At 40.0% G+C, this 24,760-nt stretch carries 19 protein-coding genes; 14 read left to right on the top strand and 5 right to left on the bottom strand.

Annotated elements, in window-relative coordinates; genetic code table 11:
* Positions 1 to 4: 4 nt before the first annotated feature.
* The 4 genes from tssR to tssO are packed head-to-tail and all read right to left on the bottom strand — an operon-like array spanning position 5 to position 4,458.
* The gene (gene tssR, locus ACFSR6_RS09360) at positions 5 to 2,380 is read right to left on the bottom strand and encodes a type VI secretion system protein TssR domain-containing protein (protein WP_379078046.1); all 2,376 of its coding nucleotides are present in this window, start codon (positions 2,378 to 2,380) and stop codon (positions 5 to 7) included.
* Positions 2,381 to 2,420: 40 nt separating this feature from the next.
* Positions 2,421 to 3,401, bottom strand: coding sequence for a PKD domain-containing protein (locus ACFSR6_RS09355; RefSeq protein WP_379078044.1), 981 nt, complete (start codon positions 3,399 to 3,401; stop codon positions 2,421 to 2,423).
* A gap of 33 nt (positions 3,402 to 3,434) precedes the next feature.
* Positions 3,435 to 3,920, bottom strand: a complete 486-nt coding sequence (locus ACFSR6_RS09350) for a type VI secretion system transmembrane protein TssO (RefSeq protein WP_379078042.1) — start codon at positions 3,918 to 3,920, stop codon at positions 3,435 to 3,437.
* A gap of 16 nt (positions 3,921 to 3,936) precedes the next feature.
* On the bottom strand, positions 3,937 to 4,458 hold the full coding sequence (gene tssO, locus ACFSR6_RS09345; RefSeq protein ID WP_379078040.1) for a type VI secretion system TssO: 522 nt from the start codon (positions 4,456 to 4,458) through the stop codon (positions 3,937 to 3,939).
* 178 nt (positions 4,459 to 4,636) lie between these two features.
* On the opposite strand from tssO, the gene ACFSR6_RS09340 reads away from it, so the two are divergent.
* Together ACFSR6_RS09340 and ACFSR6_RS09335 are read left to right on the top strand one after the other, a co-directional pair.
* Complete coding sequence (locus ACFSR6_RS09340) at positions 4,637 to 5,071, top strand: GPW/gp25 family protein (protein WP_379078038.1); 435 nt, start codon at positions 4,637 to 4,639, stop codon at positions 5,069 to 5,071.
* 26 nt (positions 5,072 to 5,097) lie between these two features.
* A complete protein-coding gene (locus tag ACFSR6_RS09335) occupies positions 5,098 to 6,963 on the top strand; it encodes a hypothetical protein (RefSeq protein WP_379078036.1) in 1,866 nt (621 codons plus the stop codon).
* A 40-nt stretch (positions 6,964 to 7,003) separates the two neighbouring features.
* Here ACFSR6_RS09335 and ACFSR6_RS09330 read toward each other — a convergent pair whose 3' ends face one another.
* Positions 7,004 to 7,942, bottom strand: coding sequence for a type VI secretion system baseplate subunit TssG (locus ACFSR6_RS09330; protein ID WP_379078034.1), 939 nt, complete (start codon positions 7,940 to 7,942; stop codon positions 7,004 to 7,006).
* A gap of 115 nt (positions 7,943 to 8,057) precedes the next feature.
* On the opposite strand from ACFSR6_RS09330, the gene ACFSR6_RS09325 reads away from it, so the two are divergent.
* The 12 genes from ACFSR6_RS09325 to lpdA all read left to right on the top strand — a co-directional run bounded on the left by ACFSR6_RS09325 (position 8,058) and on the right by lpdA (position 24,760).
* A complete protein-coding gene (locus ACFSR6_RS09325) occupies positions 8,058 to 8,951 on the top strand; it encodes a TssN family type VI secretion system protein (protein ID WP_379078032.1) in 894 nt (297 codons plus the stop codon).
* A 21-nt stretch (positions 8,952 to 8,972) separates the two neighbouring features.
* Positions 8,973 to 10,112: a hypothetical protein gene (locus tag ACFSR6_RS09320; RefSeq protein WP_379078030.1), complete on the top strand. Its 1,140-nt coding sequence runs from the start codon at positions 8,973 to 8,975 to the stop codon at positions 10,110 to 10,112.
* A gap of 373 nt (positions 10,113 to 10,485) precedes the next feature.
* The gene (locus tag ACFSR6_RS09315; RefSeq protein WP_379078028.1) at positions 10,486 to 12,762 is read left to right on the top strand and encodes a tetratricopeptide repeat protein; all 2,277 of its coding nucleotides are present in this window, start codon (positions 10,486 to 10,488) and stop codon (positions 12,760 to 12,762) included.
* Positions 12,763 to 12,868: 106 nt separating this feature from the next.
* Positions 12,869 to 13,552, top strand: a complete 684-nt coding sequence (locus ACFSR6_RS09310; protein ID WP_379078026.1) for a response regulator transcription factor — start codon at positions 12,869 to 12,871, stop codon at positions 13,550 to 13,552.
* Positions 13,553 to 13,554: 2 nt separating this feature from the next.
* On the top strand, positions 13,555 to 14,922 hold the full coding sequence (locus ACFSR6_RS09305) for an ATP-binding protein (RefSeq protein WP_379078023.1): 1,368 nt from the start codon (positions 13,555 to 13,557) through the stop codon (positions 14,920 to 14,922).
* A 182-nt stretch (positions 14,923 to 15,104) separates the two neighbouring features.
* The gene (locus ACFSR6_RS09300) at positions 15,105 to 16,208 is read left to right on the top strand and encodes an efflux RND transporter periplasmic adaptor subunit (protein ID WP_379078020.1); all 1,104 of its coding nucleotides are present in this window, start codon (positions 15,105 to 15,107) and stop codon (positions 16,206 to 16,208) included.
* 22 nt (positions 16,209 to 16,230) lie between these two features.
* The gene (locus ACFSR6_RS09295; RefSeq protein WP_379078017.1) at positions 16,231 to 19,347 is read left to right on the top strand and encodes an efflux RND transporter permease subunit; all 3,117 of its coding nucleotides are present in this window, start codon (positions 16,231 to 16,233) and stop codon (positions 19,345 to 19,347) included.
* Between the two features lie 15 nt (positions 19,348 to 19,362).
* On the top strand, positions 19,363 to 20,658 hold the full coding sequence (locus ACFSR6_RS09290; RefSeq protein ID WP_379078014.1) for a TolC family protein: 1,296 nt from the start codon (positions 19,363 to 19,365) through the stop codon (positions 20,656 to 20,658).
* Positions 20,659 to 21,202: 544 nt separating this feature from the next.
* Positions 21,203 to 21,967, top strand: coding sequence for a glycoside hydrolase family 11 protein (locus ACFSR6_RS09285; protein WP_379078011.1), 765 nt, complete (start codon positions 21,203 to 21,205; stop codon positions 21,965 to 21,967).
* Between the two features lie 97 nt (positions 21,968 to 22,064).
* Positions 22,065 to 22,589 (top strand): hypothetical protein, encoded by a 525-nt coding sequence (locus ACFSR6_RS09280; RefSeq protein ID WP_379078008.1) that lies wholly within the window; start codon positions 22,065 to 22,067, stop codon positions 22,587 to 22,589.
* A gap of 113 nt (positions 22,590 to 22,702) precedes the next feature.
* Positions 22,703 to 23,299 carry a TetR/AcrR family transcriptional regulator gene (locus ACFSR6_RS09275; protein WP_379078005.1) on the top strand — a complete coding sequence of 199 codons (597 nt, stop codon included), beginning with the start codon at positions 22,703 to 22,705 and terminating at the stop codon, positions 23,297 to 23,299.
* 57 nt (positions 23,300 to 23,356) lie between these two features.
* Positions 23,357 to 24,760 (top strand): dihydrolipoyl dehydrogenase, encoded by a 1,404-nt coding sequence (lpdA, locus tag ACFSR6_RS09270; RefSeq protein ID WP_379078002.1) that lies wholly within the window; start codon positions 23,357 to 23,359, stop codon positions 24,758 to 24,760.

Here is a 24,760-nt window from a genome sequence, read left to right as displayed (position 1 = left end):
TCCCTTAGTTGGTTGTAGGCAACACTGCCGAGTTAAAATTGTTTTCGGTGATGTAATAATATGTCTTACCGTTTGATACAAACTGCTGTTCAATCTGTGTTGCCCTTTTGATCTGTTGTACCGCCTGGTTCAATAATTTAATATAGTTCTCAAACTGATCTAAAGGCATTTTTGAATTATTCTTCAGATCTCTTACTGTGTATTTAGCAAAAAACTCGTTATTTAAAGGCAGGCCGGTTACCAATTTAATATAGTTGGTGAGGCTCATTGCTTTAATATCGCCAGATGATATTTTCATTCCCAATAGCTGCTTAGGCATATTCACGTAGTTTTTAACCAGTTTGCTTCTGAACGAGGATTGATCCTGCTGGAGGTTTTGTCCCAGCATAATCGAAAATTCATCCACAATCTGTTTATACTCCATATTGTTTAAAACAATAGCATATTGCAATGTAGAGCGGTTGTTTTTTACCACATCAGGCGATAAACTTGCTGTACTATAATATTTAAATGCATTGTGAGGCATCCGGTCTGCCACATCAGCACCAACGGGCTCAGGTAAAAGGCTTTCTACATCTGCAGAAAGGTTTTTGCGCGATATCCCTGTTAAACGGAATGCACTATCCAAAGAACTGATCTGGTTATAAATGTCTGAATTGGTTTCTTTTACGAAACGGCGTAAGGCTATAGTCATGCTTTGGTTAGAGTTAACCGTTCCTTTGGTTGGAAAAACCACCCCACCCTGGATTAAGCTATTTTTTGGATAATCAAGGTAATAGGAAATCGAATCCTGTAAACTGGTATTATAGGGCTGGAAACTCTTTAAACCTTCTCCCCTTACCATAGTATTTTTTCTGTATTCGGCAGAACGGATAGCCGATTCGGAAACAAGTTTACGCGACTGGATTACAAAATCGTTGAAAGACTGGTTAAAATCGCTATACACCTGCAAGGCCAGGATACGGGCATCAGCCTGTGCAACCTGCTCGCTCAATTCATTGATCAGGTAGTTATTTGTACCACCGTTGTTTCCGGTGCTTCCAATCAGGACAATTAAATTGGTTTCGTTCTTTTTTGTTTTGAATAAGTTAATACCGGCTTTTATTGCACTAAATACAGGTTCTTCGGAAATTTCGCCATTGCATCTTAATGTGTTTTTCGCCTGGTTAGACAGGAAAGTCATCAATTGCCTGTAATCATCCTGGATATGGCTTACAAAAATTCCTTTCAGCGCGCAGCCGTTTTCGCCACGGTATACTACGCCGCCATAACTTACTTTTGTGCCTTTACCAAAATCGCCCATGATATTTTCAAAGGAAGCAATGGTATTGGTCATTCCTGAAAGGTATTTCGTCATCGGACTTCCTCCATCTACCACAAAAACAACATTTACCTTTGTTTTATTTTTACGAAGATTCAGGTAATCCTGATAAGAAAGGGCCGAACCGTTAATGGTTAATATCTTATTGTCTTTCTTGTTATAAACATCGGCAGCAATACCTACAGCATACGCACCCGCATCATCTGAAACTACAGGTACACTTCTTAAGATCAGGTTTTCTCTTTGCAAGAGCGGATCTATTACGAAGCTTGTTCCTTTATCAATTCCATTTTTAATGGCTGTTGAAGTAGAATCATCCTTGTCATAATCGCCCGGTTTAACGGAGGTAATATACAAACGGTCGCCCCAGCTATGAATGGCCTCTGATGAAACCCAGCCATAAATACTTTTTAATGCAGTGTCGGCAACCAACTGATCTTCAGAACCAATCAGGTATTTTTTTCCGTCTTCTGATTTTTTATAGATATAAGTGATTTCGTGCAAACGTACTTTTGTTCTCCTGTCTTTAAGCTCGGGGGTATTGTAAACCAAAATAGAATCGGTGGTATCGAAATAAAATTTAGGTTCAGTTAACGCATTTTTTCCGTTAATAATACCAATAGCCTTTTCGGCATAACCAGTTTTTTGGTTAGAGAAAGCACGTTGCCATAAAAGCAGTTTAGATTTTGCGATCCAGCCATAACTAATGGCACTTTTTTTATCGTTAATCTTTCTTCCCCTGATCATTCCTGCCTTATATTTAATGAGTTTCAGGTAACCATTCTCTTCTTTAGAAACATAAAACGGTTCCATGAAACTGATTTTTTTCATAATCAGACTACCACCTGGTGCGGTAGTGGTATAATTATCTTCCCTGTCTGAAAAAACAATCCAGGGTAAACTGCTTGTGCTGGTGCTTTCGTTAATATTTATTGATTCTGCCGGCCTTTCGTACGATTTAGGCATGTACTTTACTTTTTTACCAAAGGATGCCGGAGACTGTGCATAGGCAAAAGATATTCCTAAAAACAGGATGGTTAAGGCATAATATTTTTTCATAATATGTAGATGAGCTTTAAAATTAGTGTAAGATGTTAATCTATTTTGTTTTAGACGGTGCCTCGGCACTTGTCGTTGCTGCAGGCTGTGCCGTTGCTGAGTGTTGTTTAATATTGAGTAAACTTGCACAGGTAGAGTTTGGCTTGATGGTTAACTGTGCTTCATCTACAGCAATTTCGCCTCCAAAAGTGAGGCCCATGCAATAAGAATAAATATCGGTCTGTTTTTTCTTCCCGTTCATTTCTACATTAACTGTTACCTTTTCGTTGCTGCACATGTATTTGTTAATGAGGTAATAATAGTTGGAATTAAAATCGGCACCGTTAGCTATGGCCTGAAGGCGTGCGCGGATATCGTCAATGGTTTTACGTTCTCCATCACCCGGAGCAACCAGGTCTTGAACGATTTCAGCATTAGGATCGGTAATCAGGATATTTAAGAATGCAGGTTTACGGCTTTTATCTGAACGCAGGCGCACTACATATTTTCCTGGGGTACGGTAGGTATAAAGGGCTGTTTTTCCCTTAACATCTACACGGCCGGTTTCGCCGAAAGACCACTCAAATTCTTTACCTTCGCCATCGCCTTCCAACCTGATTTCTTCATTAACCAAACCTGCTGTCGGCCCGCTGATGGTAAGTACACTATCTACAACAGGAGTATGCACGGTATCGCGTACGGTTACAGGGAATTCCTGACGGAGTTCGCCATCAACAGTTAAACGTACAATGTAGGTATCGGGCTTCGTGTAATGATAAGAACCAGTTTTAGTAGTTGCTTTTTCACCATTTCCAAACTCCCATAACCATTTTGTGGCCTTCGGTGTATTATCGGTGAATACTAAATCTTCATTTAAATAAATTTCATCCTTAAGGATTCTCGCATCAATGGTTCGTTTTTCGAATAATGAACTCTTAAATAAGAAAATCAGGCCGGTTAAAAGCAGTACAGCGAGTAAGATGTAGAGAATAACGTAGCCTTGCGAATTTGAATTAACTTGCTTGGTGTTTGAGCTTGACATAGGTAGCGTTTTTTATAGGTGTTAGTTTTATATTTATCTGGCAGATATGGTTTGCTGTAACTGACGCCTGTTGGTAATACAATCGTCTAATTGTCTTTTGTGCAGTTCTATATCTGTAATGTTTCTGTTTTGTTCTTGTCTGTCGTAAAATAATCTGTCGTAAAGCTGCGCAGTTTGAACAAAGACCTTGTACCTGGAATCTGAGGCTTTACGGTCAAAAGCTGCCCTGATTGATCCTAACGAGTTTTGGATATCGTTTTTCAGAAAAACAGCCTGTACATTGGGGTTATAACGTGTAATTTGTTTATAGGTGGTATCAATAGTTGGCGAAGTTTCTCTCACCATGTTTTCAAAAGTTTCGTTTTCATTGATCTTAACCTCGAGCTCTTCTTTAGAAATTTCATACCGCGATTTATCAGTATAAAAAATTCCAAAACTTAAGAGCCCAACTGTAAAAACAAACAGTGCTGTAAAAAACAGGAATTGTTCGCGTCGTTCTTTTATACTTAATTTTATCATAAATCCTTAATTATCGTTATCGCCCAAATTGTCCGTTCCTGATTTTTTTAGCTGCCGCCTGGTTTATCCTTTGGCAATCGTTTATCTGTTCTTTATACCTTTGGATATCGCCTCTTGATTTAATCAGTGAATCTTGTAAATCAGCCATAGCGCCCACGTTATTGTTTAGTTTTGCATACAAATCAAAACTTGGGCTATTTTCGGTTTTTTTAGAGATCAGTTCTTTTATCTTGTTATTGGCACTTTGGATATCGTTAAGCAGGATGCTTTGTTTACTCATTTCGTTCGCATTATAATCGCGGTATAAGGCAAGCTCTTTAAAACGAACCTGAATCAGATCGAAATTTGTATTAATATCCTTACGCAGATAGGATAGTTTTTCGGTTTCCTTTACTTTTTTATCGAGCAACGTGTATTCGTAATCAGACGCCGCAAAAAAGAGGTAAATACAGAGGATGGAGAAAAGTGTTAAGAATACAAAGTTAAGAATGAACTTAGTATAAGCACTCCTAATTTCGATGGCGTTAATGGGTTTCATAGGGGTTTATTTTTTCACACAGTAATACTTACAATAGTTAATTTGATCATCAAGTTCACCTAAATCATGCAAACTTTTCCAAATTCACATTGTACAATAACAATTTTTAATATTTGTTGTTTGGTTATAAAAACGATATTTTTTGTTTTACTTTTAACAAACTTTAAGCCAAACATCCATGTCTGACTTTTTTTTTAACAAACCTTTCAGATTTAAATCTATTTTTTCTGGCAATGGCCTTCAGCCAACTGACCTCGGCAAATCGATTTCAAACCATATAGAATTGATTATTTTTACCCGCTTTGGAGAACATCGGTACCACAACGATTTTGGCTGCGAAATATGGGACCTGGATTTTGAATTAATTGTAAGTGAAAGCATTTGGGAGGAAAAATTCCGCAAATCCCTGCTTAAATCGATTACCGATTATGAGTTTAGGATATACAATACCGACGTAGAAGTACGCATTACCGAAGTAGAGAATGTATATCCGCTGCGTAAGATAACCGAAATTAAAAAAAAGGTAGATATTAGTGTCAGGGCATTAATAAAAACCACGGGAGAAAAATATTTTTTTAATACCGCTTTATTTCTCAGCCCGCTATCAACCTAAACAAAAACGCCCCAAATTTTCTACATATGAAGCCAGTTTTTTATTCATCAAAAGATGAAATCCGCAACAGAATTTTAAAAAATGCCGAAGATTTTTGGAATGTTAAAGACAGTAATGAATTTGACCCGCTTGTAAAGCTAATTATTGAAGCGTTAAGCAACGAGCTTTTCAATGTGGCCAATGATGTTAAAAACCTGGAGAATAGGATATTTGATAAAATTAGCCGCATTTTGGCTCCCGATCACTTAACTTCATCGTTACCTGCCCATGCCATTATCCATGCCAGTCCGATCGAAGAAGAAGACTATCTTTCGCCATATACCCAGTTTGCCTATAAGAAAAACATCCAGCAGGAAAATGATAAGACCAAAAAGACCGACATTTTCTTTAGCCCACTGCATACCGTAAAAGTTCACAACGCGTCGATAAAATATATTGTTACCGGAAATACGTTTTTTAATATAGAACAATCGAGTAAACAGCCAAGGTTAAATACACTACCGGGTACTGCTATCGAAAAAAACACCTTATACATTGGCTTTAAGGGTATAAAAAGCTGGATGGACTTTAACAAGCTAAATTTATTTTTTGACTGGAAAAATTATTCGGTACCAGAAAACACCTACGACCTGTTATCGTTGGGTAAATGGTTCTACAAAGACAATGAGCTTACGGCCTATACCGAACGGTTTATGGATGAGCCCTTAACAGGCAAAACTGAAGCACCTTTCCGCCATAAACAACTACTTAACCTGATTAAAGCTGATGTTTTACAGTTTTACAGCAACCGGTTTATTACGCTGGGGGGGCTGAATGATTTTAACATTGATGAAAGTAAAGAACTTCCACCCGTTTTCGCAAACGTTTTTCAGCCAGCTGCGTTAAACCAGATCGATGAAAAAGTGAAATGGTTGAAAGTTGTTTTCCCGGCTGCAATCAACCAGGAAATGCTGAACGAACTGCATATCTACATTAATGCATTCCCTGTAGTAAATAAAAGGTTAAGCCAGATTAAACACCGGCTTAAAACCATGAATAATATTATACCGATTAAAACCGAATCGGCAGACCAAATGCTTGCGGTCGAAAATCTGAGGGATAATAAAGGCAAAAGTTATAATGAAATTCCCTATACCAACGAGAACGAAAAAGGAGATGGTTCATTTTCGATCCGGTATGGCGGTACGGAACGTTTTGATACCAGGAATGCCAAAGAACTGGTTGATTATCTTTTTGAATTGTTAAGGGACGAAAAAGCAGCCTTTTCGGCCTACGGACCGGATTTTTTAAGTACCATTCTTAAAAACCTCGAACAGAATATTGCCCTCATTGAACAAAAAAGCCGTTCTGCATTGAAAGATATTAAGGAGCTGCCCAGTTACATCGTATTAAAACCGATTGATGATGCTGATATTCTATTTTTGGATATATGGGTTACACAGGCAGAAGAAGCCAACCACATTAATGCCGGTAGCCGCTTGGCGGTATACGATAATAATAAGGTAAATGCCGAGAGTATCTTTTTATTAAGCCAAACCAAAGGTGGCCGCTCGAAACTGAATGCAACCAACCGTGTGCAGGCTTATAAATATGGCTTAACCACTGCCGACAGGATTATTACGAAGGCTGATGTGATTAATTTTTGCCGTTACGAACTGGGCAACAAATTAAAAGGCATTACCCTGGCCAAAGGTTTGATTATGGACAACAAGCCGAACGCAGGCTTTATTAAAACTACTGATATATTGATTGAACCGGCAGATCAGCTTAATCTTAGCGCACAGGATTGGGAAGAACTGTTGAGTTTAACCCTGGCAAAATTAAATTTAAGGAGTACGATGAATGTGCGTTACCGCATATTGTTAAAACCGGCGCTGTATAAGACGGTTTAAGCAAGACCGTCACCGGCCTGGGCGCAGTAAAATAGAGCGATTAAAGATACACGGTATAACCCAAATAAACACTTTCGCCATGCTCACTCAATACTGTTTCCTGGTAATCAGGCGCGGTTAGGAGTTCTACATTAACCTCGGCATCGACAGGCATTAAATAGCTGATGGCCATATCCAAAATGGCCCTGTTTTTTTGTCCCGGGATAAATTTAATCAGTTCCTGAGGCGAGGTTGGGCCAATATTAATGTTATACGCTTCATGTTCGGGGGTAAAGCTGTCGCCTATGATGGTATCGATGCCAAGTGCACTTCCACCCAGTTGCATTTGCATTTCTTCAGCAATTTTTACCGGTGCAATATTTGCCGTGGTATCCACTATGGTAAGTGGCAGATTAAACAGCGCAGTAAGCACCTTGGATACAAAACCGATATCGTTTCTTTTTTGCTGGATTTCGGGCAAGAGGTGCATCCAAATAATGCTCTGTTCTTTGTTGAGCAGACTAAATTCATCCCAGCCGAATTCAAAAATCTGGCTTAAATCAGAATAAGTTGTTTTTTTGTCGAGCATATTTTCATATAGCTCGGTCATAATCCTTACATAATTAATTTCGGCATCAAAAGGGGTAAAAAACAACCTGGCTTCTTTTTCTTCTTCTCTCCTGTCTCTGATATCTTTGATCATGGATTCCTTATCCATCCCCGCACTGCCGGTTGGCGGGCGATGGAAAAGTCCTTCGGGCAGCATATCATACAACCCTTCACGATTGGTCGTAATCCTGATGCGTTCATGCCTTCTTTTTTCTGAGTAATAAACAGTGGTGTTCTCTATATCTTTTGCAAAAGCACGTTTATCTGGTCCAAGCGGGATAATCTCGATCTTGTCGGCGGCGATTACTTTGCGTTCGATCAGATCGGCAGCATGCGCCACAGCCTTGTAATCAGTAAAGAGTTCGTTATTAATAAAAGTTTCTTTTTTCATTTAAACTTTAAGCTTGCATTTTTGTTATAGAGTAAATTTTTATTATCGAAAAAATAAGAATTATTTCAAATACTAAAGATACTATATTTGCAGTACATCACATCTATAAAAATTAATGGACGTTAAATCATTTTTTATTCGCTTTCTCTTATTTCCGCTGATCTTTTTTGTTTCAACGGCAGTACTTTCTATCATCAACAAAAAAAACCAGTTTCTTAATAACAAAAAACTTATTGTAAGTGTTCTGCTCATCGGCATTATTTTGGCAATCCCGGGTTTTTTGGGCTTCCTCAATTTTAATTTTATGCCCTGGGGCTATATTATTTGCTGCATTTATTACATCTTAATGGGTTCTGTATTTGTTTATCTACTAACAAAATACTATCCTAAAGATGTGCTGGAACGAAAGGTTTTTATCTTTTTCGCCACTTTAATTTCAGCTATCCTGGCTGTTTATTTATTTCAGCTGGCCTTTAATTGGCTGAGCTCAGTAAATTTCGGGTGGTTTGGCGCTGGTAGCATTATCTGTTTTTTTGTTCCGCTTATTTTTTGGTGGGCCTATGTTTCACTGCTGGGCATCCCTTCCGAAATCTACAAGATCTGGAAATACCCTGATACCCCTTTGGACATCAATATGGATCATGTGGATTTTAACAGGTTACTCGTATTGGAACTGGAATTATATAAAAAAAGTACTGATCCGGAACCACTTAAAGTAAAAGTTAAAGCGGTTGAAAATATGAATTTCGGTATTTGGTTCCACAAATTTATTGACGATTATAACCTCAAGTTTGCCAAAAGCCCCGTAGAATATAAAAGTGAGGACCTGGAGAATTATAAATGGATATTCTTTATTAAGACCTCCTTTTTTAAACGTAATATCTTTATCGACCCAGATTTGGATATTATAGAAAACGGCATTACAGAAAAAATGACGATTTATGCGAAACGCGTGTCAGAAAATATAAATAAGCCTAACGAAGTTGGAGAAAGTGCTATCTTTATCTAATCTATACTAAAAACATTTACCATGATAAAGCCGCTAAAATATAAATCCATCAACTGGATTAATGGCATGAAGCTTTCCAGTGATCACTTTACATTGAGTGATCTCTACTTGCAGGACTTTGTACGCGATGCTGCTTCTCTTCATTTAAACAATAGCAATTACGGATTTTTACCCCCTTTTGCAGGCTATAAAAGCTCGCACGATATCGAAATTATAGAAAAAGCAACCAATCATATCGAGGTGAGGGTAAGGTATTGTAATGCCATTACCCCCGAAGGCTGCCACATTGATATTGTACAGTCTGATAATATGGATACACTGGTCCATAATCATTATTTTGGCCAATCTGAACCCCGTAACTATGTGATATTATTGGTGGTTAACCCGTTTAACCGCGTGCCAACAGGCATGCCAAACCCGGAGGAAAGCCCGATCCGCTATCCCGAACTGGCAAAAAATTACTCAATAGCCGTTTTACCTGAAAACGAAGTAAGTACACAAACAACCGATAGTTATTTTCTGACTATCGGGCAGGTGTATTACGAAAACGGAAGATTATCCATTAACAACAACTATATTCCACCCAGTTCAACAATAACAAGCCACCCTGCATTGATCAGGTATTACGAATCTTTTAGTGTGTTACTGAATGATTTACAGTTGGCTGCCTTCAAAATTATTGATAAAACAGGAGGCAGGGATAATATCACACCATTGGGCAAAAACATCCGTTTAATTTCCGAGAAGATTGTAGATTATATTGCAGGATTATTTTACGAATACCGAAATATTGCCTATCGCGAATCGCCGGTGGTTTTGGCGGGTTATTTCTCGAGTTTGGCGCATATCTTTTTCACGGCGATAAAACTGATCGATCCCCGCGAAAGAGAAGAATTACTTAAATATTTCTATGAATGGAAAGATGTAACCCCGGGCAACTTTGAAGAGCTTTTGGCCAAAACCATCGAATTGGTTTATGATCATAAACAGATTAACAACAGTATGGTAATGGCCAGTGAGTTTATGAACGTACTGGTAGCTTTATGGAATAAATTGAGCGGTTTAGAATACATCGGCCAGCGTAAAGAAAATATCGTAGTTGCCGAACAACAGGTTGTACAGCAGGTACAGGCCAGAAAAACCTGGACATTGCTTGATTAAATTTTTCTCGGAGCAAATTTTAAAATAGAGCTGTACCACTTAATTGGCGGTACAGCTTTTTTAATTCCTGCAAATTTGTGCGGCTACGGTAAAATCGCTGAGAAATTGATCTGACCGGTGTCTAAAACAACGACAAGGTAGTTTTTGCATCCCCAATGCTCAGAAATGGTAAAAATGCACTATCTGAAAAAGAGGACAAAATCTCATTTGTAAATATGTAGATGTTATGTAGATACTTTGAGCATTCAGGTAGACGTTCTGTAGAATGCTAAAATTAGGTTAAGGTAAGTTGCATATATAATTTTGCTGTAAATACGCAGGCAAAAATGGTTGAGCCTGGCGATTACCCAATCAATATTCAATTTAGAAACCTATGCAGCAACATCAAAGCAAAATAGATCTTGAACATTTGCAGTCAATTTACAACGAAGGTGATTTTCTGGAATGCCTTAAAGCCACAGATTTTTTCCTGTTGGTTAATCCTCAAAATCACGATGGTCTGTTACTTAAAGCAAAATGTGCGTTTGAATTATCTTTTGATTATGATACCGATAATAACTTTTTGGATATAGCCATTAACAGCTTTGAGGAATTGCTGAATTTGGTACCTTCCCATGAAGAATCGATGTTATACCTGGCCTATATCAGTATTATTATAACGGGTACTAATTTATCGAAGGCCATATCCTATTGTACTCAACTAACGGCCTCAGTACATTTGGATACAAGGATCAAAGCCATTACTTATCGTCAGGAAGCCTATTTTCAAACAGGCGAAATAGATCCTTCATTGAAGGATCTGGATCTTTTAATAAAATTAAACCAGGCACATGCGCTTGAAACCCGCAGTTTGACCGATCAGAAGCTGGGTGATTTATATGCGAAAAAAGCAAAACTTTATCTTTACCATAAAAACAACGGTACCAAAGCACTTGAGATTTTTAAAGAAGGATTAGCCCACGGGTATAAGGATGTATATATCTATATCCTGGTGGCTAATCTCGCCATTGATCTCCAGGATTATGAATTTGGTGGAGAGATAGCCCAGACAGCTTTATTTTCAAGCAATGTCAATGTAGATGAGGATTTATTAAGCCTGTATAACCGGTTAAATGAACTGACCCAAAAGGGCATCATTAACCAATCGATTGTATATGCAATGTTTATTGCACGTAAAATATATCATGAGCACCTTGGATACGATACCGTTGAAATGTTGAATTTCGCGCAGCATTACATTAAGGTATATCCCGATTGGTCTATCCCCTATCATTACGCCGGTGCTGCATTGTACGAAGCCCAAAGCTATGGGGAGGCACTTTCATACTTAAAAGAGAGTTTAGCGCATGGTGGCCTTGCGCTTGGCCTGCAACGCTTTATTGAAGTAACTTACCGGATAAATGGCCAGCTGCCGGTAATAGAAAAATGGCCTGTTGATTCTCCGGTTATGTACTATAATGCAGGGGTAAACTTTTTCGAAGAATCAGAAAGAAATATCCGCAACACGGACAATGCGGGTGAACTGTTGAAAATCAGGGCAAATTTTTATAAAATTTCTTACGATAGTTTTTATGAGTACTTCTTCAACGGCAAGGGAAATGCCACCCATAATGAGCCGCATATTTTCTCTATGTGCTGCAATAACTACGGCATAGCCTTAAGTGAGTTGGGCGAATACGAAACCGCCGTTGAAGTTCATAAACTAGGTTATACCCTATCTCCTTTTTGGGAACAATTATCTTCACTGGCTACTGCCTTGTTTGCACTTAAGAGATATGAAGAAGTAATTGAGGTAGCCGAACAGGCCAGCAACTATGAAAGTGAATATTTAGGCTTTGAAGATTATATAGATTTGAAGGGCAAGCAGCTCGGAGCAATCTATAATTTAGGCCGGAAAGAAGAGGCTAGTAACCTCTTAAATTTAATAGAAGAAGAGTATAATAACTTTATTTCGGCCAATATAAATGAACTTACCGAGCAGGATCGTTTCTTATTAAGCCAAAGATACATCGTTGTGCAAAACATACGTCACGACCTTTTGAGTGAAAACAGCCTTGAAAATGCGGTTCAGGTATGGCAGGATCAGCTGAATAAAAACCCTGACGATAATTCGTCATGGTATATGTTGATGCAGAATTATTTTCAACTGAAAGATTACAGGCAGTGTATTGCCTGCGCCGATAATTATCAATCAGTTAAAGGCACAGCGATCACAATCGAGTCGGTTCAGAAAGTGTATTATATGCGGGGCATGTCATACCTGTACCTGGGGGATCATATTAGCGCAAAGGAAAATTTAAATAACCTGCTCGATAATTGTCAGCCAGGAATTGAAACCGATGAAAGTACCATCTGTGATACCAATATAAACCTGGCACAGTGCAGCTATGCCTTACAGCAATGGGATGAATGCATGGACTTTTCTCTGGCGGCAATAGCCTGCTATGATAGAAATAACTGGAAGTGGGACGATATAAGGTTACGCGCCACCTTGTTATATGCAGACGCCTGCAAAGCAGCCGGCGAAACCAACGCAGCCATAGGAACGGTAATTAATATCCTGAAAGTAGTACCTGACAATGAAGAAGCATTGAAAAGGAAAAAGGAATGGAAATCCGGAGGCTTATTTTCTTTCCTGAAAAAGCGGTAAAATAATGTAGGTGCATTTTAACGACGAAGTTCTTTTAGTTTACAATCATCACTGTACATATTGGTTATCTGCTATCTTTGTGTTTTTGCTGCTAAAACCATAAAAAATGGCCAATATTCTTATTGTTGAAGACGAGGAACGCATAGCAACCCTGGTTAAGCGTGGCCTGGAAGAACATGGTTACCGGGCAACGGTAGCTTATGATGGTTCTTTAGGCAAAAAACTGGCGCTCAGCCAGGATTTTGACCTCATTATAACCGATATTATTTTGCCTAAGATGGATGGGCTCGACCTCTGCAGGGAAATCCGCAGCTTTAAACCCAACATACCCATTATTATGCTAACAGCCCTTGGAACCACAGATGATAAAGTGGAGGGTTTTGATGCCGGTGCCGACGATTACCTGGTAAAGCCTTTCGAATTCAGAGAGCTGCATGTTCGCATAAGGGCCCTACTTAAGAGAAATGCCACAATACCTAACGGTCAAGGTTTTCTATTAGCATATGCAGATATAGAATATAACCTGCATACCAAAATTGTAAGGCGCCAGGGCAAGGAAATTGCACTTACACCTAAAGAACTTAAACTACTGCAATATATGATGGAGAATCCTGAGAGGGTGCTGTCCAGGTCTGAAATAGCTGAGCATGTTTGGGAAACCACTTTTGACACAGGTACGAATTTTATAGATGTCTATATTAATTATCTGCGCAAGAAAATAGATAAGGATTTTGATGTAAAACTGATCCATACAAAATCAGGATTGGGGTTTATCTTTAAACAAGATTAGGTATGCAGATTAAAACAAGGCTTACGCTATTGTATACTTCTTTGATGGCTGCAATGCTGCTTACATTTGCCTTTATTGTGTATTTCACTTCTTCAGAAACCAGGGAGGATGAATATTTTAAAAGGTTAAAACAACAGGCTGCAACCAAAGCCAATTTATTGTTTGATACCAAGATTGAGCCCCAGGTATTACAGTTGATCTATAAAAATGCGCCTAACTCCCTGTTTCAGGAAGAGGTTGCCGTATACGATACCGGATTCCATTTGCTTTATCATGATGCCGTAGAGGTAGATAAAGTTAAAGAAACCCAGGGCATGATTGATTCTATTATTTCACGTAAAGAAATTCAGTTTTATATTAAAGACCTCCAGGTTGTAGGCTTTTTATATGCACATGACGGCCGGTCTTATATTGTAACTGCTGCTGCAAAAGATGATTATGGTCTTGCTAAACTGGCCAATCTACGCAATACGGTTATTATTGCTTTTCTTTTCTCGATCATCATCATCTATCTCGCAGGGCAGTTTCTTGCCAGAAAATCACTGCAACCTGTTTCTTCGCTGGTTAATAATGTAAAAACCATTACGGCCACCAATTTAGACCTAAGGGTAGATGAAGGTAACCGTAAAGATGAAATTGCTGAGCTGGCCATCACCTTTAATGAAATGCTTAACCGGCTTGAAAACTCCTTCGATGCACAGAAAGATTTTGTATCTAATATCTCGCATGAATTAAGGACGCCTTTAACCGCCATGCTGGCCGAATTGCAGCTGACCCTTGAGAAGGACCGAAATAATGCCGAATACAGGGAGGCCATAGCGCATACCATTGGAGATGCCCAAAAGTTGATCAGGCTTTCCAATAGCCTGCTCGATCTGGCTAAGGCAAATTACGACCAAACAGAAATAGCTTTTAAAAACATCAGGCTCGATGAGTTGTTGCTGGATGCCAGATTTGATGTATTGCACAATCAGCCATCTTCTATTGTTAACATTTCCTTTGATCGTGACATAGATAATGATAACGACGTATCGGTTTATGGGAACGAGTACCTGTTACGGGTAGCATTTATTAACCTGATAGAAAACGGATGCAAGTTTTCTGCTGATCATCAAAGTATTATTTCTATTGCCTATGATGGAACACATATTGAGTTGCGCTTTGCAGATAAGGGCATCGGAATCAGTGCCGAAACATTGCCTCATATTTTTCTTCCGTTTTACCGTGGGGAGAATAAGAAATTTGCAGATGGAAATGGTATCGGCCTATCGCTGACAAAGAAAATAATTGATCTTCATGGAGGACAAATAGCCGTACAATCGCAGGAACAAGAGGGAACCATTTTTACCATAAAGCTTCCTCATCTCTAGAACTTCTTTTCTAATGAAATTCTAATAAAATTCTATAAGCCCTCTAACAGCCCCTCTACAGGGGCTTTTTTAGTTTTGCAGCATTCCAAAAAAGCTAGTGCAGGTCTTACTTTTAGCCTCTTCGGTTACACGTTTTACCTTCCTTGCTTAGGCTTGATAAACACATCGTAAAACAGCGCAACATGAAAAATATACTGATCTGCCTATTTGCTTTATTTCTTTTTTCCTGCCAGGAAAAATCAGCAGAACCTGCAATTGCGAACTATACCCTACAGGGTGATACCATTATTGTATCGGCAAAATCTAATCTGACCAGCAAGCTCCAAACCCTGCAGGTTCATAACGAAGCCTATAGCATGCAGATGCTTACTGCCGGCACGGTAAAAGCCATTCCTACCCAGTATGCAGAGATAGCGCCTCCTTTTTCAGGAAGAGTGGTTAAGTCTTACCTGCGGTTGGGTATGCGAACAACTCCTGAAACACCATTGTTTGAAATCAGCTCGCCCGATTTTATGACGGCCCAAAAAATATTCTTCCAGGCTAAATCTCAACTGGAGCAATCGGGCAAGAGCCTGGCACGGCAACGTGACCTGGTAGCACATGGCGTGGGCACACAAAAAGACCTTGAAGAGGCTCAAACATCTTACGAATTAGAAAAGAAGGAGTTTGAAAATGCTTCCGCCGGAATCAGGATATTTAAAGCCGATCCTGGTCGTCTGTCTATGGGACAGCCACTGGTAGTAAGGGCTCCAATATCGGGTGAGGTTATCGATAATAAAGTAGTGCTTGGCCAATTTATCAAAGATAACGAAAACAGCGTGGCAACTGTAGCTGAATTATCAAAGATATGGATTGCGGCCCAGGTAAAGGAAAAAGACATCCAACACATTCATGAACTGGGCGAATGCAATATTGAAATTCCGGCACTCCCCGGGGAACACATAAAAGCTAAAGTTTATCATGTAAATGAGATTGTAGACGAGGCCACCCGCAGCGTAGAGGTGTTGATTGAAGCGAATAATAAGTACCATATTTTAAAACCAGGCATGTATGTAACAGTGGATTTTGTTAATGCCCCCATAAATGCCATACTCGTTCCGGCCAAAGCCATTCTTCAGGAAAATGAAACCAGCTTTGTTTTTGTGTCTGTAGGTAAGGGGAAATATATCAAACGAAAAGTTGTGGCCAGCGGCACTTCAGAGGGTAAGGTGGTTATCAGAGCTGGCTTACAGCCTGGAGAACGGATTATTAGTGAAGGTGGTTTCTATCTGTTGGATTCGAAGTAGACAAGGTTAAAACAAAATTCTTATGAAAAAACTCATATACACAGCAATAAACAAACGTTGGCTGTTGGCGGCCTTTTTCCTGCTGCTTGCTATTTTTGGTTACTATTCGTGGAAGCAACTTTCTATTGAGGCTTATCCCGATATTGCCGATGTTACCTCGCAGGTAGTAACGCAGGTACCTGGTCTCGCCGCTGAAGAGGTGGAACAGCAAATTACCATCCCCGTAGAGCGGGCACTCAATGGCATGCCGGGGATACATGTTATGCGTAGCAAAAGCACTTTTGGCCTTTCAATGGTCACCTTAGTATTTGAAGATGGTGTAGACGACTATTGGGCCAGGCAACGCATACAGGAACGGCTTAATGATGTGGACTTGCCTTACGGCGCCAAGCCGAGCCTGGATCCGCTTACCTCTCCGGTAGGCGAAATATACCGTTATATCATCGAAAGTAAAAACCATGACCTAATGGCATTGACCGACCTGCAACACTGGACTATTATTCCCCGCATTAAACAGATTGCCGGCGTAGCCGATGTTACCAACTTTGGCGGCATCACCACCCAGTATCAGGTTGAGCTCGATCCACGCAAACTGGAACAATACAATCTTTCCCTAACGGAAGTGCAGACAGCCATTAATAACAACAATGCCAATGCCGGCGGCAGTATACTTACCAGGGGCGACCTCGGCTATGTGGTACGTGGAATAGGATTGGTGAAGACCCTTGATGGCCTGGGCAATGTCGTAGTTAAATCGGTAGGTGGTGTACCTGTTTTCCTTAAAGATGTGGGTACCTTGAAGTATGGAAATCTTGAACGCAAAGGTATACTGGGCTACACTGACAGGAAAGTAAACCACACGGAAAGTGTTGAAGGAATTGTGCTTTTGCTTAAAGGGCAAGACCCTTCGGTTGTTTTAGAAGGCATCCATGCAGCCGTGGCAGACCTTAATAATAATATACTCCCGAAAGGGGTTACTATCCGCCCTTACCTGGACCGCACCAATCTTGTGCATACCACTTTATCTACGGTATCGCATACTTTATTGGAAGGTATAGGTTTGGTAATTATCGTATTGATTATTTTTCTGGGCAGTTGGAGAGGGGCATTAATTGTGGCAGTAACTATTCCGCTTTCGCTTCTGATCGCATTTATCATGATGCACTTTACCCATATTCCAGCTAACCTGCTTTCGCTGGGAGCTATTGATTTCGGAATTATTGTAGATGGTGCCATTGTAATGCTCGAAACCATCCTGAGGAAACGAGAAGACAATCCAACAGAAGAGCTGGAAGAACTGTCAATAGGACAAAAAGCATTATCTGTTGCTAAACCTATTTTGTTTTCAACCATTATCATTATTACCGCTTATTTGCCACTATTCTCTTTTGAGCGTGTTGAGAAAAAATTGTTTACACCTATGGCCTTTACTGTGGGTTATGCCCTTATCGGTGCATTGCCTGTGGCATTGCTGCTCATACCTGGACTGGCATACGCGGTTTATCGCAGGCCTGCAAAACTTTATCACAATAAATGGCTGGAGCGGTTAACAAATTTGTACAACGGGCGCATCCGTAAAATCATGAATAAACCCAGGCTGGTATTTATCCCACTTGGGGTAGTGCTTGCAGGTGCTGTTATTTTATCCATTACGGTAGGAAAAGATTTTCTCCCGCCTTTAGACGAAGGTTCTATTTGGCTCCAGGTTCAGCTACCTCCTGGTATATCCCTTGAAAAATCAAAGGAAATGAGTGACAGTTTAAGGCAAAGAACAATGAAATATGGAGAGGTAACCTATATGATGGTACAAGCAGGAAGAAATGATGATGGTACAGACCCTTGGACAGCCTCACACTTTGAATGCAGTATCGGAATAAAACCTTATAACCAGTGGAAGAACGGAAGGAAAAAAGCAGACCTTATTGAAGATTTGTCTCGCGAATATGCCTCCATGCCAGGTTATAGCGTTGGATTCAGCCAGCCCATGATTGATGGGGTAATGGATAAAATTGCAGGAGCGCATAGCGAGCTGGTAGTAAAAATATATGGCGAAGATTTTAAGGAAACACGCCGTATTGCCGAACAGGTAATGTCTGTCATCAAAGGGGTTAAAGGCGCCGCTGATGTAGCCATTGACCAGGAACCACCTTTACCGCAATTGCAAATTTCAATTGATCGTGACGCCGTAGCAAGATATGGTTTAAATGTTAACGATGTAAGCGAACTGATTGAAGTTGCGATCGGAGGAAAAGCAGTTGCCCAGGTTTTTTCAGGCAATAAGGTATACGATGTAATTTGCCGGTATGAAGAGCAAAGCCGCAATACCCCGGAAAAAATTGCCAATCTGATGCTGACGGCACAGACCGGTGCGAAAATACCTTTATCGCAGATTGCAACGGTTAAAACAGCTACCGGCGAGAGTACTATTACCAGGGAAATGAATAAGCGTCACCTTACGGTTAAACTTAATCTACGCGGTAGCGACCTAACAACCTTTTTAAGGGAAGCCCAATCTAAGATTGAGCAACATGTACCTTACGATCATGGAAAATACAGCATAAGCTGGGGTGGACAATTCGAAAACCAGAACAGGGCTTATGCTAAACTTACCATAATTGTACCCCTTGCACTGGCCATCATGTTCCTCCTGCTGTACAGCGCTTTTGGAAAATTCAGGCAGGCCGGACTTATCCTTTCCATTGTGCCACTTGCTTTATTTGGCGGCATGCTGGCACTTAATATCAGAGGTATGACACTCAATGTATCATCCGCAGTTGGCTTTATTGCTTTGTTTGGCGTGGCCATACAGAATGGAGTCATCCTGATTGCACACATAAATGATCTGCGCAAAAAAGGACATGATCTGCTTAAGGCTGTTGTTGAAGGGGCAAAAAATCGTTTCCGCCCGGTACTTATGACAGCAACGGTTGCGGTGTTGGGCCTGCTGCCGGCATCATTGGCCACGGGTATTGGTTCTGATGTGCAAAGGCCCCTGGCTACAGTTATTGTGTATGGGCTTTTTGTTGCTACAGCAATTACGCTTTTTGTACTCCCTGCCCTGTATTACCTTATAGAAAACAAGTGGGGCAAACACGATTATGAGACGGCCGATAGCCAGTCTGAAAATAATATTTCCTGAACCAAAAATGGTACGATGATGATTAAAAAAATGAAAAATAACCGCTACCTGTATCTATTGCTCCTGTTAATCGGCTCCCAGAGTGCTTATGCGCAAACTGATACTGCTTTCATTAAAAAAGAGTTAAAATTGGAAGAATATTTAAATCTTGTGGGACGACAAAACCTTGGATACCTGGCCGGAAAGTATAACGTTAGTATAGCAGAAGCCAATATTGAAAGCGCAAGGGTATTTCCTGATCCGCAGCTGAGTGTGGGAGGATATGACAACCAGCAATCGAGCTTGCACTTAGGCAGGGGGTATAATACCAGCATCAGTACAACGCTTGAGCTTGGGGGCAAACGCAAGTCGAGAATAGCCTTAGCCGAAAGTCAGTCGGAAGTAAGCAAGGCCTTACTGCTTGATTTTTTCCGTAATTTACGTGCTGATGCCACCCTGGCTTATTTTAATGCACTTCAACAATATCACCTGTTGGGCGTATTACAAAACTCTTACTCTACGATGAAGCAGCTGGCTGATGCAGATTCAACAAGGTTTAGATTAGGATCAGCTACCGAAACAGATGCGCGGCAATCTAAGCTGGAGGCAAGCAATTTGCTTAATAATTTAATTCAGGCCGAAGCAGATTGGAAAACAACACTTGTACAATTGAACCTTAACGCCGGAATGGTACAACCTGACATTTTTTTGGTACCGGCAAACGATTTCAGAGATTTGAAACGAACATTTTCATTGCTAAAGCTTATTTCCGATGCACAGGCTAACCGCTCCGATGCAGTAGCCGCAAGCAATACACAAATAGCTGCTAAAAACACATTGCAGTTGGCAAAGGCTAACAGGGCTATAGATCTGGGCCTTTCCATAGGAATGCAGTATAGCGGTGCTTCGACCAATGAGATCGCCCCAACGCCAGCATACAGGTCGGTCAATGTTGGTATTTCAGTTCCTTTAAAATTTTCCAACGCTTATAAAGGAGAGCTTAAAACTGCGCAATTCCTGATCAAACAAACTAAAATCCAATATGAGCAGGTAGCATTGCAGATACAAACTGAGGTAACACAGGCATATATCAACTATAAGGCGGCAGAGAAACAGGTATCACAATATAACAACGCCCTGTTGGCAGATGCCCACAAGATATTTGAAGCGAAAACATATAGTTATAAACGCGGCGAAACCTCGTTATTAGAGGTTTTAAATGCTCAACGAACCTATAATGAAGTACAACAGAGCTATTATCAGGCTCAATACAATTATACTGCTACACTAGTACAGCTCGAACGTGCTGCCGGAATCTGGGATTTAAAATAACGTGAGTTTTGGATCTTAATTTCGTCATTGCGAACTGAAGAAGGTTTTTTGCGCAGGAGTGAAGCGCCCGCGAAGTGAGCTTGAATGCCGTTAAAAACAATAAGCTACAAATGAAAAATCTTTTTGATGATAAATTACATGATAGATTGCTTTGGCTCGCTCATATCCCGCCTCGCAATGACGGAATACAATACAACAAACTGATAATCAAACACAACCACCCAAAACCCACATTAAAATAAGCGGTTTAAATCCTTTTACTACCTCGGCAGAATAATAATTGTTGAATCCGTTTAAATGGTTTATAGCATAGCGTTAGAATCTCCTCTTTTAGGTTCAAGCTATTAGAAATCATTACCCTACTTATCAAAATTGTAAATTAACACAGTAATAGAATACAAATTAATACTTCATAGCTATACGCTTCAAAAAGTCAGTTTACCACGACTTTTTGAACATTTGTATAACATAATTTGCTGATTATTAGCCGAATTTCAAAACTAAATACGGTTATTTTGCTTCCCTAACCAATTATATATCTCATATGAAAACACCAAATTCACTGACAGGTGTAACCAGGAAGGTTACCCTTGTTGTGGCTGCAACCTTAGTGTTTGCGAGCGCTGCATGTTTAACAGGCTGTAAAAAAGACGAAAAGATTGCGCCAGGGGAAGTTACTGCTCCACCCCCTTCTACCAAAACAGCCACGGTAGAATCCTATCAATCGGGCACACATAACGGCTTCTTTTGGTCGCTTTGGAAGAGTGATGGTGCAACAGGCACAGTCAATTATGCCAACGGTTCCGGCGGAAATTACAGCGTTAACTGGAACGGGTTTAACGGTAATTTTACCTGTGGCAAGGGTTATTCAGTAGGCTCAGCTAACTATACGATAGGGTATAACCTGGGCGCTTATTCCAACTCGGGAGGTGGTACTTTTGGCTGGTACGGATGGAGCAGAAGCCCTTATTATGAGTATTATGTGAATGAAACCTGGGGTGCGGTTTCTCCTCATACCGGTACTTACCTGGGTACATTTGAAAGCGACGGTGCAGGTTATAACGTATGGACCCGGTGGATGACAGGTAAAAATATTGATGGTGGCGACGGTTTCAGGCAGATTTATAGCTCCAGGGTAACAAAGGTTTCTACCGGGCAAAATCGTGTCATTACTTTTGCAAACCATTATAACAAATGGCAAAGTTTCGGATATACGCTTGGCCAGCTAAATATTCCTGCAATTATGGTTGCCGAAACATGGGGTACCAATACGAATGGCAATATTAACTGTACCATTTGGGCACAGTAAACATTTGTTTAAGCTATTCACAACCACAATACTGCCCGGCTTATTGCCGGGCAGTATGTACTTCAGGTACTTTTTTAATCATTAACAACTTGTTATCATGAGATTCATACCTTATTTCTTTGCTTTTTTTATTCTTATCCTTTCCGCCTGCGATTCGTCTCGTCCAAAAAATATAGCTGGAAACAAAAAATCATTGATCGGAAAATGGCATCGGTTTTCGATGGCAAATGGATATAGCGAATTTGATATCGATTCGCAATATGTAGTTTTCTATAATCAGAAAGTCGGCCGTTTTAAACTTCCATATAAAATAGAAAATGATTCCTTAAAATATCTTACCAAAGATTATGTAGCCAAAATTACAGACTACGGCGACTCGCTTCTTTTAGAAGGCAACGATAGTACTCAAGCCGTGTTGCACAGGTTTAAGGAACCGTACGTTCCTTTTAAAACAATCCCTGAAGAAAAAGATTCTTTATCATTTGCATCATACATCGCTGATTTCGATAAAAGATTAATCAGTGAGTTTGAGAAAGCCGGAATAAAAATTTCTGACGGCATAGAAAAACGCGAAGGACCTGCGTACGAAGAACTGTTAAAGAAAAAATCGGCAAATAGGTAAAAGGGCTTCAGCCGGTATGGTAACTTATCATTAACCCGTAAAAATTTTTAAAAAAAAGACCGATTGTTTTATTTTTTATATAATTTTGGAGGAAATTAAAAATTTCATCTGTGATGAAAACGACCAAGTCTGAAAATACCAAACGGCTCATTATTGAGAAAACTGCACCGGTTTTTAATACGAAAGGCTATGCGGGAACATCAATCAACGATTTAATGGATGCCACCGGACTTTCCAAAGGTTGCATTTACGGCAATTTCCAGAACAAAGACGAAATTGCATTAAGCGTATTTGATCACAACTTTGATATGGTGACACAGCACATGAAAGAACGCATCTTAGCTACCGAGAATTCGATAGAAAGGTTGCTGGTTTACCCGCAAACATATAGGAACTATTTCAGGTACCCTTATTTGCAAGCTGGCTGTCCGATTTTAAATACCGCTACAGAAGCTGATGATACCCATGCGAAACTAAAAGAACGAGCACAAAAAGCGCTGGGACTTTGGAAAACCGCTATTGTAAACCAAATAAAACGGGGTATCGAAAGAAAAGAAATAAAAGAAGATACTGATGCAACTGAAATTTCGGTGATTATGATTTCCATGATCGAAGGTGCATTTATGCAGGCAAAAGTCAATAACCATATGACAGAGCTTAAAATCGCAATGTCTTTCCTCGAAAAATTAATTAAAAATCTTAAAGTATAATTTTTTTTACCCTAAAAAAGACCAATCGGTTTATTTTAACAATATTAGAAAAGAAAAATGGAAGAATTTGATATTACCGTTATCGGGTCGGGTCCGGGCGGATATGTAGCAGCGATAAGAAGTGCCCAGCTGGGTTATAAAACTGCGTTAATTGAAAAATACAGCACATTAGGAGGCACTTGTACCAATGTGGGGTGTATTCCTACCAAAGCCTTGCTGGATACCACACATCATTATGCAGATGCGCTGAAGCGTTTTGAAAATCACGGTATTGAATTTTCTGATCTCCATCTTAATTTCGAACAGGTTTTTAAACGCAAAGCCGATGTAGTGACTAAAAATACACAGGGATTAGATTTCCTGATGAGAAAGAATAAGATCAAAGTTTTCCAAGGCACAGGCACTTTTCTCAACAATGAATCCGTGAAAATTATAAATGCCGAACAGCAGGAAACTGTTATCAGATCGGATAAGTTCATTATTGCTACCGGATCAAAACCGGCAACTATTCCGGGAGTTACCATCGATAAAAAAAGGATCATTACCTCTACCGAAGCCCTGGCAATGCAAGAAAAACCGAAAAGTATCATTATCATTGGCGGTGGTGTGATCGGTGTAGAAATGGCTTCTATTTTTAACAGAATCGGGACAAAAGTGACTATATTAGAATATGCTGATAATCTGATTGCTGCGATGGATCAGGAATTGGGAAGTACATTAACAAAAATTTTGACAAAAGAAGGGGTAGAAATCAAGCTACAGCAAGCAGTGTACAAAGCTGAAAACCTCGGCGACCAAGCTAAAGTGTATTTTAAAGATAAACTGGGTGCCGAACAAGACCTGACCGCAGACTATATCTTAGTCGCTGTTGGCAGAAAGCCATACGTGAATAACCTGGGTTTAGAAAACACCAATGTAGAATTGAATACCAATGGCACGGTAAGGGTAAATGACCAGCTCCAGACAACAGCCTCAAACATTTTCGCTATTGGCGACGTCATTGGTGGTGCTATGCTTGCCCACAAAGCAGAAGAAGAAGCCGTATTTGTAGTCGAAAGAATTGATGGTCAAAAACCGCATATTAATTATGACCGGATTCCGTCGGTAGTTTACACCTGGCCAGAAGTTGCTTCTGTAGGAGCTACAGAAGAAGAATTAAAAAAACGGGAAATAAAGTATAATGTCGGTAAATTCCCTTTTGCCGTAAATGCCAGAGCCAGGGCAGGAATGGAAACGGATGGGTTCGTAAAAGTACTGTCTGATCCTAAATATGGAGAACTTTTAGGGGTGCATATTATAGGTGCCAGGGCTGCAGATTTAATAGCGCAGGCAGTTATTGGCCTGGAATACGAAGTTACAGCGAAAGATATGGCTTCAGTGTGTTATGCACATCCCACCTATTCGGAGGTGTTGAAAGAAGCCTATACGATGGCATCAGGTAGACCATCTGTAAATATTTAA

It is taken from the genome of Pedobacter vanadiisoli, from assembly GCF_042684385.1.
In the GTDB taxonomy this organism is placed as follows: domain Bacteria; phylum Bacteroidota; class Bacteroidia; order Sphingobacteriales; family Sphingobacteriaceae; genus Pedobacter; species Pedobacter vanadiisoli.
Note: the sequence above shows the minus strand (reverse complement) of the source record. Positions and strands in the feature narration are given on the sequence as shown.